General features: G+C 27.0%; 12 protein-coding genes. 10 read left to right on the forward strand and 2 right to left on the reverse strand.

Annotation, left to right across the window (positions count from 1 at the left end):
• Positions 1-82: 82 nt before the first annotated feature.
• A complete protein-coding gene (ylqF, locus tag ABDZ71_RS03930; RefSeq protein WP_343759075.1) occupies positions 83-934 on the forward strand; it encodes a ribosome biogenesis GTPase YlqF in 852 nt (283 codons plus the stop codon).
• Positions 935-952: 18 nt separating this feature from the next.
• Entirely contained in the window at positions 953-1,795 is an 843-nt protein-coding gene (locus ABDZ71_RS03935) for a ribonuclease HII (protein WP_343759077.1), read from the forward strand.
• Between the two features lie 144 nt (positions 1,796-1,939).
• Here ABDZ71_RS03935 and ABDZ71_RS03940 read toward each other — a convergent pair whose 3' ends face one another.
• A complete protein-coding gene (locus ABDZ71_RS03940; RefSeq protein ID WP_343759079.1) occupies positions 1,940-2,311 on the reverse strand; it encodes a YraN family protein in 372 nt (123 codons plus the stop codon).
• 143 nt (positions 2,312-2,454) lie between these two features.
• The gene (locus tag ABDZ71_RS03945) at positions 2,455-3,978 is read right to left on the reverse strand and encodes a YifB family Mg chelatase-like AAA ATPase (protein ID WP_343759081.1); all 1,524 of its coding nucleotides are present in this window, start codon (positions 3,976-3,978) and stop codon (positions 2,455-2,457) included.
• Between the two features lie 183 nt (positions 3,979-4,161).
• Between ABDZ71_RS03945 and dprA the strand changes: the two genes are divergently transcribed.
• From dprA to uppS, 8 genes are all read left to right on the forward strand, one after another.
• Entirely contained in the window at positions 4,162-5,244 is a 1,083-nt protein-coding gene (dprA, locus tag ABDZ71_RS03950) for a DNA-processing protein DprA (protein ID WP_343759083.1), read from the forward strand.
• Between the two features lie 89 nt (positions 5,245-5,333).
• Complete coding sequence (topA, locus tag ABDZ71_RS03955) at positions 5,334-7,424, forward strand: type I DNA topoisomerase (protein WP_343759085.1); 2,091 nt, start codon at positions 5,334-5,336, stop codon at positions 7,422-7,424.
• 202 nt (positions 7,425-7,626) lie between these two features.
• Positions 7,627-8,403 (forward strand): GTP-sensing pleiotropic transcriptional regulator CodY, encoded by a 777-nt coding sequence (gene codY, locus ABDZ71_RS03960; protein ID WP_343759087.1) that lies wholly within the window; start codon positions 7,627-7,629, stop codon positions 8,401-8,403.
• Positions 8,404-8,858: 455 nt separating this feature from the next.
• The gene (gene rpsB / locus ABDZ71_RS03965; RefSeq protein ID WP_343759089.1) at positions 8,859-9,563 is read left to right on the forward strand and encodes a 30S ribosomal protein S2; all 705 of its coding nucleotides are present in this window, start codon (positions 8,859-8,861) and stop codon (positions 9,561-9,563) included.
• A gap of 100 nt (positions 9,564-9,663) precedes the next feature.
• On the forward strand, positions 9,664-10,578 hold the full coding sequence (gene tsf / locus ABDZ71_RS03970) for a translation elongation factor Ts (RefSeq protein ID WP_343759092.1): 915 nt from the start codon (positions 9,664-9,666) through the stop codon (positions 10,576-10,578).
• 133 nt (positions 10,579-10,711) lie between these two features.
• Positions 10,712-11,428, forward strand: a complete 717-nt coding sequence (gene pyrH / locus ABDZ71_RS03975; protein ID WP_343759094.1) for a UMP kinase — start codon at positions 10,712-10,714, stop codon at positions 11,426-11,428.
• Between the two features lie 72 nt (positions 11,429-11,500).
• Entirely contained in the window at positions 11,501-12,058 is a 558-nt protein-coding gene (gene frr / locus ABDZ71_RS03980) for a ribosome recycling factor (protein ID WP_343759097.1), read from the forward strand.
• 274 nt (positions 12,059-12,332) lie between these two features.
• Positions 12,333-13,115, forward strand: coding sequence for an undecaprenyl pyrophosphate synthase (uppS, locus tag ABDZ71_RS03985; protein WP_343759099.1), 783 nt, complete (start codon positions 12,333-12,335; stop codon positions 13,113-13,115).
• Positions 13,116-13,123: the final 8 nt, after the last annotated feature.

Raw genomic sequence — 13,123 nt, forward strand, 5'->3', positions numbered from 1 at the left:
TAAGTAATAGGCAAGTATGCTTATTACTTATCATATTTTAGATAGAGTAAGCTTTAAGATATTAAGGAGGACAAATAAACAAATGAATATAAATTGGTTTCCAGGACATATGGCTAAAACTCGTAGACAAATAAAAGAAAATTTGAAATTAGTAGATGCTGTAATAGAAATTAGAGATTCAAGAATAGTAAGTTCTAGTAAAAATCCTGATATTGAATCTATATGTGAAAATAAGCCTAGAATAATATTGCTTAACAAAAAAGATTTAAGTGAACAAAATATAACTAATGGATGGATAAATCATTTAAGTAAAAGTAATATAAAGGTTTTAGCTGTGAATTCTCATACTGGAGAAGGATTAAAAAAAATAAAACCAACTTTAAATGATCTTTTAAAAGATAAACATGATAAGTTAAAAAGTAAAGGTATAGTAAATATTATAGATAGAGTTATGGTTGTAGGAATACCTAATGTAGGTAAATCATCTTTTATAAATAAAATGGCTAAAAATTCTATAGCAAAAGTAGGAGATAGGCCAGGAGTTACAAGAAGTAAACAATGGATAAAAACTAAAATAGGAATAGAACTTATGGATACACCAGGAGTATTATGGCCTAAATTAAATAGCAGTGATGTACAATTAAATTTAGCTTTTACTGGAGCTATAAAAGATGAAATTATGGATATAGAAACTTTAGCTTTAAGATTAGTAGAAAAGCTTCAAGATTGTTACCCTGATAGATTAATGGAAAGATACAAATTAGATGAGTTAAGTGAAAGTGGATTAGAAAACATGGAGAATATAGCAAGAAAAAGAGGTGCTATAATATCTAGAGGAGAAGTAGATTATAATAGAATTGCAGTTACTCTTTTAGATGAATTTAGAGGGGGAAAACTAGGGAAAGTATCCTTAGAAAGACCGGATACTGTTTAATTTTAGGAGATTGATTATATGAGTATAGAAAATATATATGATATTAATAATACATCAGATTATAAATACAGTGATATAAAAAAGGCTGTAGATAAATTTAAAAAAGAATATAGCATTTCTTTTAGAGAAAGAGTTCAATCTGTAGTTGAACTTTTAAGTAAAGATTCAAGAAAAAATGTTATAAATCTTTCAAATAACCTTTTAAAGTTTTTGGACAAGTATCATAGTGAAGTTAGTAGAGTAAATTCTATGTACGAATTTGATAGAGAAATCTTAAGAAAAAAGGGACTAAATATACTTTGTGGAGTAGATGAAGTTGGAAGAGGACCCTTAGCAGGTCCTATAGTTTCTGCATCTGTAGTATTAGATTTAAATGTTTTAGAAGAAAAGATGATACTTGAAATTAAAGATTCTAAAAAACTATCTAAGAAGAAAAGAGAAGAGCTAGATTTAATAATAAGAGAAAAAGCATTAAGTTTTAATATAGAATTATTAGATAATAAAGTTATAGATGAAAGAGGTATAGCATGGTGTAATAATGAAGTGCTAAAAAGAGCATCAGAAGGATTAAAGGTTAAACCAGAGTTAGTTCTTTCAGATGGATATCCTATAAAAAAAGGTAATATAAGAAATGAATATGTAATAAAGGGAGATAACAAAAGTGCTAGTATAGCCTGTGCTTCTATTATAGCTAAAGTTTATAGAGACAATATTATGAAAGAATATAATGAAACTTATCCTGGTTATGGGTTTGATTCAAATGTAGGCTATGGAGCACAAAAACATATTGATTCAATAAAAAGCCAAGGCCCTTGTAAAATACATAGAAAAAGTTTTCTAACAAATATTTTAGAAAAATAAAACATACAAAAATGTTTTTATAAAGTTAAAAATAAAGAACCAATTGGCATATATTTAACAAAGTATTTGATAAAATACTTATATTTTCATTAGGTGTATAAAAATATATGAAATGGTTCTTTTTATTATATAATAAATTATTTTTTATAGACCAAAAGCATTTTTTATAAGACGTATTGAATGATTATTATTAGAATGGTTTAATATTATTTCAACTACATCAAATCTAAAGTTAAATTTAGGGTATAACTTTTTCTTTAAAATATACATTTGAGCTGTTTTATATATTTTTCTTTGTTTATAATAGGTGATAGATTCACAAGGTTTTCCATAAATAGTTCCATATCTTGATTTTACTTCAATAAAACATATGTAATCTTTATCTTTACCAATCAAATCTATTTCTCCTATTTTACAGGAAAAATTTCTATCTAATATAATATATCCTAAGTTTTTTAAATATCTAAAAGCAATATCTTCCCCAAGATAACCTACATCTTTATTAAATGAGTGCATAAAAATCCCCTTTCTATTTTTCTTAAGCTTAATTTATGAATTATTATATTTGTGTTTACTATAGAGAAATTATTAGTAAAATTTAAGTTTATATATTTCACAAAATATCCTACTTATATTTCATTTGTTATTATTTTTATATTTTAAATAATTTTGCTGTTTATAAATTTTCTATATTGAAGAGATTCTATTAAATCCTGTTCTTCAATTTTATTACTACCTCTAAGGTCAGCTATAGTTCTAGCTACTTTTAATATTCTTCCGTAAGCTCTAGCACTTAAATTTAGACTATTATAAGCTTTTTCCATTAAATTAGATGCTTTTAAGTTTAAAGCACAATATTTTTTTATATGATTTCTATTCATTTGAGAATTTGTATGTATTTTTTCATCTTTAAATCTTTTATTTTGAATAAGTCTAGACCTTGAAACTCTATCTCTTATTGTTGAGGAAGATTCAGAAGAATTAAAACTATTTATTTCATCATAGGATAAAGAGTTTACAAAGGTAAATATATCTATTCTATCTAAGAGAGGACCTGAAAGTTTTTTTATGTATCTTTTTCTTTCATAAGCTGTGCAAGAGCAAGGTTTATCACTTCCGTAAAATCCACAGGGACAAGGATTTAATGCTGCTACAAGCATAAAGTTGCAAGGATATGTAGATGATCCGTTATATCTAGAAATTTTTATGCATTTATCTTCTAGAGGTAGTCTTAATGTTTCTAATACTTTTCTTTTAAATTCTAAAATTTCATCTAAAAATAATACTCCATTGTGAGCAAGAGAAATTTCGCCAGGAAGTATTTTAGATCCCCCTCCTATTAAAGATATTTGTGAAGAAGTATTGTGAGGACTTCTAAAGGGTCTTTTATTAATTAAAGATATTTTATTATTTAACTTTCCACAAATGCTATATATTTCAGTTACTTCTAAAGATTCTTCATAAGTTAAATCCGGTAATATTGTAGGTATTCTTTCAGCAATCATTGTTTTTCCACAGCCAGGAGGTCCAAACATTATAAGGTTGTGCCCGCCGGCAGAAGAAACTTCAATAGCTCTTTTGCAGCTTTCTTGACCTGAAATTTCAGAAAAATCTTTTTCATATTTTATAGATGGATTTAAATCTTCTTTGTTTATTTTATAAGGAAGTAAATCTTTAAAGTTTAAAAAGTGTACTACTTGTTTTAGGGTAGAAAAAGGGAAGACTTTAGCTTTTTTAACTATTGCACATTCATTACAATTGGAAGAAGGTACAATAAAGTTAGGTATATTATTTTTAACTGCATTTAAAGTTATAGGTAGAGCCCCTCTTATTTTATTTAAGTTACCAAATAGAGATAGTTCTCCTATTGCAACAAAATTTTTTAAAGATTTATGGTTTATTTGGGAAGTTGCAGATAGTATGGCAAGAGCTATAGGAAGATCAAATAAAGAACCTTCTTTTTTTATATCTGCAGGAGATAAGTTTACTGTGATTTTATTTATAGGAAATTCAAAATTAGAATTTATTATTGCAGATTTCACCCTTTCTTTTGATTCTTTAACAGAGGTATCTGCAAGTCCTACTATATTAAAAGAAGGTAGGCCAGAGCTTATATCAACTTCTACAGATACCAATTCACAGCATATACCGTTTAAAGTAGCTGTTAAAACTTTACCAGTCATAGAGGTTTCCTCCTAATTAATTTTTTATATAAAGTATTGACATTGGATTAATATATATTATATAAACTAAAAAATTAACAAAATATTTACATGTAATATAATTTTATATCTATTTTGAATAAAAGTTATATATTTGACCAAAATGGAATAAAGATAAAATAAATATTCAAGGAGAATTTAGATATGGAATTAAATTTGTGGTATTCTAGTGCTAAAATTCCTAATAGCATAAAAGTACAATTATTAAAAAATTATAAAAGTTTAAATAACATTTTTAAAATTATATTTGATAATCCTATAAAAACTCCTGATAATTTGTTAAATTCTAAAGTAGTTAATTTACTTAAAAAAGCATGGGATGTAGATAAAATAAAAAAATTAAAAGAAAAAGCTTTGGATAAAGATGTTAATGTAGTAAATTTTAATGATGATCTATACCCTAAAAAATTAAAAAGCTACGAAGATTCACCTTCTGTGCTTTTTTATAGAGGAAACATAAAAGCTTTAGAAAATACTAAATCAGCAGGAATTGTAGGATCTAGAAATTGTACTGTTTACGGAATAAAGGCAGCTAAACTTATATCAGAGATTTTAACTAAAAATAATATTTCTATTATTAGTGGAATGGCTAGAGGAATAGATTATTATGGTCATATAAATTGTATAAAAAATAATGGATTTACTTGTGCTGTATTAGGATGTGGTATTGATATTGTATATCCTAAAGAGAATAAAAAATTATATGATATTTTATGTAATGATGGATGTATAGTATCTGAGTTTTTATTAGGGACGCCACCTTATGCTTATAATTTCCCAAGGAGAAATAGAATAATAAGCGGATTAAGTGATATATTAATAGTAGTTGAAGCAGGGAAAAAAAGTGGATCTTTAATAACAGCAGGTCTTGCTTTAGAACAGGGAAAGGATGTTTTAGTAGTTCCAGGATCTATATTTTCAGGGCAAAGTATTGGAGCAAATAAATTAATAAAAGATGGAGCCTATGTCTTTACAGAAGAAAAAGATTTATTTGACCTTTTAAATATAGAAGAGTATAGTTTTATGAAAAAAGATAAAGAAAAAAAATATAATGATAAGTCTATTGAAGGTAAAATATTTAAATATATAAATGATAATCCAATACATATAGATGACATAATTAGATTAGTTAATATTGACATTAAACAATTATATGAGGTATTATTTGAATTGCAGCTTAGGGAACAAATAATTTGTTTGCCTGGCAATTATTATGTAAAATCCTAATAATTGATTATTTATATAATAAAATTTATTAGACGAAACAGTGAGAATAAGGGGGTGTAACTCTGGTATATAGCATACCGGAGACCAGTATGGGACAGAGTTTAGTTATAGTAGAATCACCAGCAAAAGCTAAAACTATAAAAAAATATTTAGGTAAAAACTATATAGTTGAAGCATCTATGGGTCATGTAAGAGATCTTCCTAAAAGTCAATTAGGAGTTAATATAGAAGAAAATTATAATCCTAAGTATATTACAATTAGAGGAAAGGGAGAACTTCTAGGGAAATTAAGAAAGCAAGCTAAAAAAAGCGACAAAGTATATTTGGCAACTGACCCTGATAGAGAGGGGGAAGCTATATCTTGGCATTTAGTTCATGCTTTAAAATTAGATGAAGATAAAAAATGTAGGATAGAGTTTAATGAAATAACAAAAAGTTCAATTAAAAAAGCAATAGGTAAACCAAGAAAAATTAATGATAACGTAGTTGATGCACAACAAGCAAGAAGAATTTTAGATAGGTTAGTAGGTTATAAAATCAGTCCTATTTTATGGCAAAAGGTAAAATGGGGTCTTAGTGCAGGTAGAGTTCAATCCGTTGCATTAAGAATGGTTTGTGACAGAGAAAAAGAAATAAACGATTTTATACCTAAAGAATATTGGACTATAGAATGTGAAGTTCATAAAATTAATGGTAAAAGAGCTTTTAAAATAAAGCTTACAAAAAAAGATGGTAAGAAAATAGAAATAAACAATGAAAAAGAAGCTCAAGCTATATTTGATGAATTAAAAAATGGAGAATTTAAAGTTAAAAAAATAAAAAATAGTAAAAAGAATAAAAATCCACTAGCACCTTTTACAACAAGTACACTTCAACAAGATGCTTATAGAAAATTAAATTTTTCAACTAAAAAGACTATGTCAATAGCTCAACAATTATATGAAGGTATTGATGTTAAAGGATTTGGAACAGTAGGACTTATAACATATATGAGAACAGACTCTGTAAGAATCTCAAAAGAAGCTAAAGAAGCTGCAGCTAATTATATAAAAGAAACTTATGGGGAAGAGTATATTCCTAAAACAGAAAGAATTTTTAAAAGTAAAAAAAATATACAAGATGCTCACGAAGCTATAAGACCAACTAATGTAGCTATAAATCCAGAGATTGCAAAACAAAATTTAACACCTCAACAAAATAAATTATATACTTTGATTTGGAGAAGATTTTTAGCAAGTCAAATGGCTTCTTGCATACTAGATTCAACATCTATAGTAATAGAAAATGGAGTTTATGAATTTAGAGCAAGTGGTTCAAAAGTTAAATTTGATGGATTTATGAAGGTTTATGAATATTATAAAGAAGAAGAAAAAAAAGTTGTTAAAATTCCAGAATTAAAAGAAGATGAAAAATTAGAAGAAAAATCTACAGATAAAGAACAACATTTCACACAGCCACCAGCAAGATATTCAGAAGCATCCTTAGTTAAAACTTTAGAAGAAAACGGAATAGGTAGACCAAGTACTTATGCTCCAATAATTTCTACTATATTAGATAGAAAATATGTAGAAAGAGAAAAGAAAACTTTAAAACCAACAGAATTAGGTGAAATAGTAAACAATATAGTTAGTGAATATTTTAACCAAATAGTTGATTTAGAGTTTACAGCAGATATGGAAAGTAACTTAGATGCTGTGGAAGCTGGAAAAAAAGAATGGACAGATGTTGTAGATAAATTTTACAGTCCTCTTAAAAAATCTATAGAAATAGCAGAAAAAGAAATAGAAAAAATAACTATAGAAGATAAAGTAACTGATGTAATTTGTGAAAAATGTGGCAAAAACATGGTTATAAAACATGGAAGATATGGAGACTTTTTAGCTTGTCCTGGATATCCTGAATGTAAAAATACTAAGCCTATTGTAGAAGAAATAAATGTTAAATGCCCTAAATGCGATGGTAAAGTTCAAGTTAAAAAAAGTAGAAAAGGTAGAAAGTTCTTTGGATGTAGTAATTATCCAGAATGTGATTTTGTAAGTTGGTTTGAGCCTGTTGAAGAGAAATGTCCAGAATGTGGTTCTTATATGGTTAAGAAGCATAGTAAAGCTAAAGGTGATTATTACCAATGTAGCAATGATGAATGTAAGTTTAAAAAATATTTAGATGAAGATAAAAAGTAGAAATTTTATAGAATAGGCAGATATTATCAGTATTTAAAATATAATGTTGAAATAAAACAACCTGTATGTTATTATAAATAAGGACAGGCAACAATTCTAAATATTTTAAATTATCACAAAATTATAAAACTAGAATAAGAAAAGGAGTAAGATTTATAGTCTAGATATTGTATGGACTAAAGCTTATGAGGAGGAAATATAAATGAACTCGTTATTAGAAAAAACAAGAATGCTAAATAAAATATTACAGAAAACAGGTACTGAACCGGTAGACTTTAATGATATATGTGAATTATTAAGTAATGTACTATCTTGTAATGTGTATATAATAAGTAGAAGAGGAAAAATATTAGGTGCTAAATTCTATGCTAATTTCGAATGCGAACAAGTTAAGAATATAGTATGCAATGAAAAAAGATTCCCTGATTTCTATAACAATAAATTATTAAATGTACATGAAACTTTATCAAATTCAGAAAATCATGATAAATGTGTTTTCTATGAAGGTGAAGAATGTGAAGTTGATAATAAGTTATCAACAATAGTTCCTATAAATGGAAACAGAGAAAGATTAGGAACATTACTTATTGCTAGATTTGGAGAAGAATTTACAGATGATGATTTAATATTAGCAGAATATAGTGCTACAATCATAGGTCTTGAAATATTAAGATCTAAACAAGATGAAATAGAACAAGAAACAAGAAAAAAAGCGGTAGTACAATTAGCTATAGGTACTTTATCTTATTCAGAATTAGAAGCTGTAGAACATATATTTAATGAATTAGATGGACCAGAAGGTTTACTTGTAGCATCTAAAATCGCTGATAAAGTTGGAATAACTAGATCTGTTATTGTTAATGCATTAAGAAAATTTGAAAGTGCAGGGGTAATAGAGTCTAGATCTTTAGGAATGAAAGGTACACATATAAAGATATTAAACGACAAGCTTTTAGATGAGTTAAAGAAAATAAAATAGTAAATAATTAAGTTATGAATAAAAAGATCTTGCTAGTAAAAACTAACAAGATCTTTATTTTATTATATAGGAAATTATAAATTTTATTAGTAAGTTTATTAGATTAAAAGTGAAGTGATTTAATTAATGGGGCATTATTTGAAATTCTACTATAGAAATTTATTAGGAAAGTTAAGTGAAGTTAATAGTTTTTCTAGTAATATCTGTTTTTTATTTGTAAAGATGTTTTAACTTGTTTTATGAATACTTTATGTGAAATAGTATAGTATATAGATAAAATTTATAATAATTAGGTAGTATTTATATTAAAAATTAAATTTATTATTGAATAACATAAATCATTATGGTATACTACCTAATGAGAAAAATACACACATCGTCTGATTTATAAATGGTTCATAAAGGTTGTTTATGAGAGAAAGGCGATGGAGGTAAAAAACCAGGAGGGAAAAAATATGTCAGTTATTTCAATGAAACAATTATTAGAAGCAGGTGTTCATTTTGGACATCAAACAAGAAGATGGAATCCTAAAATGGCTCCATACATATTCACAGAAAGAAACGGAATCTACATTATCGACTTACAAAAAACAGTTAGAAAAGTAGATGCTGCTTATGATTTCATAAGAAAAGTTTCAGAAGAAGGAAAAGAAATTTTATTTGTAGGAACTAAAAAACAAGCACAAGAAGCTATAAAACAAGAAGCTATAAGATCAGGAATGCATTTTGTTAACAACAGATGGTTAGGTGGAATGTTAACAAACTTCTCTACTATCAAAAATAGAATAAATAAATTATTCGAAATTGAAAAAATGGAAGAGGATGGAACATTCGAAGTTCTTCCTAAAAAAGAAGTTTTAAACTTAAAAAATGAACAAGAAAAATTAGAAAGAAACTTAGGCGGAATAAGAAACTTAGGTTCTAATGAAAATATAGGTGCTATGTTTGTAGTTGACCCAAGAAAAGAAAAAAATGCTGTATCAGAAGCTAAAAAACTTGGAATACCAGTTGTAGCTATAGTAGATACAAATTGTGATCCAGATGAAGTAGACTACGTAATACCAGGAAATGATGATGCTATAAGAGCGGTTAAATTAATAACTTCTAAAGTAGCTGATGCTGTACTTGAAGGAAGACAAGGTGAACAGTTAGCTGAATAATAAAATTTTTATAAATTTTTATTGTTAAAAGCAAAATATTAAGGTAGGTAAGAGTTTCAATTCTTATTTACCTTTTGATTTACGAAATGGAGGAATAAAAATGATTACTGCTAAAATGGTAAAAGAGTTAAGAGAAAAAACTGGTGCAGGAATGATGGATTGTAAAAAAGCTTTAACTAAATGTGACGGAGATATAGAAAAAGCTGTAGAAGAACTAAGAGAAAAAGGATTAGCTGCAGCAGCTAAAAAATCAGGAAGAGTAGCAGCTGAAGGTCTTATAAGTACATATATATCAGATGACAAGAAAACAGCTTCAATATTAGAATTAAACTGCGAAACTGACTTCGTAGCAGTAAATGATTTATTTGTTGCTTTATCTAATGGTTTAGCTAAACAAGTAGCAGCTTCAAATGTTGAAACTGTAGAAGCATTAGCAGAAGAAAAATTTGAAAATGAAGATTTAACTGTAAAAGAAAAAGTTACAGAATTAATAGCTAAATTAGGCGAAAATATGAACTTAAGAAGATTCAAAAAACTTACTGTAGATAACGGAGTAATCGAAAGTTATATACACGGTGGTGGAAAAATCGGAGTTCTTGTTAAACTTCAATGTGAAAAAGATAGTGAAGAATTAGTACAAATAGCTAAAGATGTAGCTATGCAAGTTGCAGCTACTAATCCAATAGCTTTAAATAGAGATGGCGTTGATAATGAAACTCTAGAAAAAGAAAAAGAAATATATAGAGTTCAAGCTTTAAATGAAGGAAAACCTGAAAAAATCGTTGACAGAATGGTTGAAGGAAGAATCAACAAATACTACAAAGAAAACTGCTTAGTAGAACAAGTATGGGTTAAAAACGGAGATTATACTATAACTAAGTATTTACAAGAAAAATCAAAAGAAATCGGTGCAGAAATAACTGTTGCAGATTTCGTAAGATTTGAAAAAGGCGAAGGAATCGAAAAGAAAGAAGAAGACTTTGCTGAAGAAGTTAAAAAGCAAATGGGTAAATAATAAATGAAAAATAAAAGAGAACACAGGGTGTTCTCTTTTTTTAAAGGCATCTTATAAATTTTAAAAATAATTTAAAAACGAAAACTAGAAAATTAGGCTATATGATTTTTGTTAATTTGGAGGTATAATATATATGGATAAGCCAAAATTCAAGAGAGTTATGTTAAAGTTATCAGGTGAGGCTTTAACAGGCGAAAAAGGGTATGGCATAGATTTTAAATTTACAAACAAAATATCTGAACAAATAAAAGCCCTAATAGATATGGGTATTGAAGTTGGAGCAGTAGTAGGTGGAGGAAACATATGGAGAGGAAGAAGTGGTTCTGGTATGGATAGAACTACAGCTGACTATATGGGAATGCTAGCTACTTGTATAAATGCTCTAGCACTTCAAGATTCTTTAGAACAAATAGGTGTTAATACTAGAGTTCAAACAGCAATAGAAATGAAAGAAGTAGCAGAACCTTTTATAAGAAGAAGAGCTATGAGACATCTAGAAAAAGATAGGGTAGTTATATTTGCTGCAGGTACAGGAAATCCGTATTTTTCTACAGATACATGTGCTGCATTAAGAGCTGCGGAAATAGAAGCAGATGTCATATTACTTGCAAAAAAAGTAGATGGCGTTTATGATAAAGATCCTTACAAATATGAAGGTGCCAAAAAATATGACAAATTATCTTACATAGAAGTTTTAGAAAAAGGATTACAAGTTATGGATTCAACTGCAACTTCATTATGTATGGATAACAATATACCTATACTAGTTTTTGGCTTAGATAAGCCAGAAAATATAATTAGAGCTGTCAAGGGAGAGCCTATAGGTACTTTAGTTAGTAATTTAGATTAATTGATTTAGGGCTACTAAAATGAATAATTATTATTTATTTTCATAGTCCTTATTATAGAAGGAGGGTATTATATGATAAAAGAAATACTAACAAAAGCTGATGAAAAAATGAATAAAACTATTGATGTATTAAAGAAAGACCTAGCTTCTATGAAAGCAGGAAGAGCTACACCAGCTATGCTTGATAAAATAACAGCTGAATATTATGGAGCTGAAACACCTTTAAATCAGTTAGCTAATATTTCAGTTCCAGAACCAAGAACTCTTTTAATACAACCTTGGGATAAAAATTCTTTAAGTGATATAGAAAGAGCTATCTTAAAATCTGACTTAGGATTAAATCCTTCAAGTGATGGTTCAGTTATAAGACTTATAATACCAGAACTTACAGAAGAAACTAGAAAAAAACTAGTTAAAGATGTTAAAAAAACCGGTGAGCAATCTAAAGTTGCTATAAGAAGTATAAGAAGAGAATGCAATGATAAATTAAAAAATCTTAAAAAAGAAAGTGATATATCCGAAGATGAAATAAAGAAATCTGAAGATGATATCCAAAGTAAAACTAATAAATTTGTAAAAGAAATAGATGATATAATAACTAAAAAAGAAAAAGACATATTATCAATATAAATATAAATAACCTGCGAAATCGCAGGTTTTTATAATAATTCTTTAAAGTGTATTACTATAAAAATAAGTTAAGAATAAAATTTATATTTTGTAAAATGCAAAAGCTTAGTAATAAAGTGTTTACTTTTTAAACTAAAAAGCCTTAGATTTTACTGAAATTTATATTGTTAGTAGGATTTAAGAAAATTTACTTATAAAAACTATAATACTAACTAATTATTTGCTTAAAGATGTTTAATACTTATAGTATACGAAAGAGAGGTTATGTTTTGATATGGTAAGTTTTTTTAAGAAAAACGATAAAGATAAAATAGAAGAAAAAGATATTAAAGAAAATAATATAGATATAACAAAAGGTAATATTCCAAGTCACATTGCTATAATAATGGATGGAAATGGAAGATGGGCAAAAGAAAGAAATTTACCTAGATATATGGGTCATAAAGCGGGAGTAGAAACAATAAGAGAAATAGTAAAAGAGTGTAGTAAGTTAGGTGTTAAATATTTAACTTTATATGCTTTTTCTACTGAAAATTGGAAAAGACCAAAAGATGAAGTCTCTGCTTTAATGAAACTTTTAGTTCAATATTTAAGAAAAGAAGTTAAAGAACTTTACGAAAATAATGTTATTGTAAATACTATTGGAGATATAGAAAGACTTCCTGATCTTTGTGTAAAGGAACTTCAATCTGCATATGATAAAACAAAAGATAATACTGGACTTACTTTGAATTTAGCATTAAACTATGGTGGAAGAGATGAAATAATAACAGCTGTTAAAAACATTTATAAAGATATAAAAGAAGGAAAATTAAAAGAAGAAGAAATAAATAATGATACTATGTCTAATTATTTATATACAAAAGGTATAGAAGATCCAGATTTAATAATAAGACCTAGTGGAGAACAAAGATTAAGTAATTTCTTGTTATGGCAATGTGCTTATTCTGAGTTTTGGTATTCACATATAAAATGGCCAGATTTTAGAAAAGAACATTTACATAAAGCTATATATGATTATCAAAATAGAGATAGAAGATTTGGAGCTGTTAAATAAATCTATTT

Origin of the sequence: Clostridium oceanicum (assembly GCF_039521385.1) — a bacterium.
GTDB lineage: Bacteria > Bacillota > Clostridia > Clostridiales > Clostridiaceae > Clostridium_F > Clostridium_F oceanicum.

What these genes read in the sequence shown, in the direction of transcription:
- ylqF (WP_343759075.1), top strand. Translation starts at nt 83, where the DNA reads ATGAATATAAATTGGTTTCCAGGACATATGGCTAAAACTCGTAGACAA.
- ABDZ71_RS03935 (WP_343759077.1), top strand. Translation starts at nt 953, where the DNA reads ATGAGTATAGAAAATATATATGATATTAATAATACATCAGATTATAAA.
- ABDZ71_RS03940 (WP_343759079.1), bottom strand. Translation starts at nt 2,311, where the DNA reads ATGCACTCATTTAATAAAGATGTAGGTTATCTTGGGGAAGATATTGCT.
- ABDZ71_RS03945 (WP_343759081.1), bottom strand. Translation starts at nt 3,978, where the DNA reads ATGACTGGTAAAGTTTTAACAGCTACTTTAAACGGTATATGCTGTGAA.
- dprA (WP_343759083.1), top strand. Translation starts at nt 4,162, where the DNA reads ATGGAATTAAATTTGTGGTATTCTAGTGCTAAAATTCCTAATAGCATA.
- topA (WP_343759085.1), top strand. Translation starts at nt 5,334, where the DNA reads ATGGGACAGAGTTTAGTTATAGTAGAATCACCAGCAAAAGCTAAAACT.
- codY (WP_343759087.1), top strand. Translation starts at nt 7,627, where the DNA reads ATGAACTCGTTATTAGAAAAAACAAGAATGCTAAATAAAATATTACAG.
- rpsB (WP_343759089.1), top strand. Translation starts at nt 8,859, where the DNA reads ATGTCAGTTATTTCAATGAAACAATTATTAGAAGCAGGTGTTCATTTT.
- tsf (WP_343759092.1), top strand. Translation starts at nt 9,664, where the DNA reads ATGATTACTGCTAAAATGGTAAAAGAGTTAAGAGAAAAAACTGGTGCA.
- pyrH (WP_343759094.1), top strand. Translation starts at nt 10,712, where the DNA reads ATGGATAAGCCAAAATTCAAGAGAGTTATGTTAAAGTTATCAGGTGAG.
- frr (WP_343759097.1), top strand. Translation starts at nt 11,501, where the DNA reads ATGATAAAAGAAATACTAACAAAAGCTGATGAAAAAATGAATAAAACT.
- uppS (WP_343759099.1), top strand. Translation starts at nt 12,333, where the DNA reads ATGGTAAGTTTTTTTAAGAAAAACGATAAAGATAAAATAGAAGAAAAA.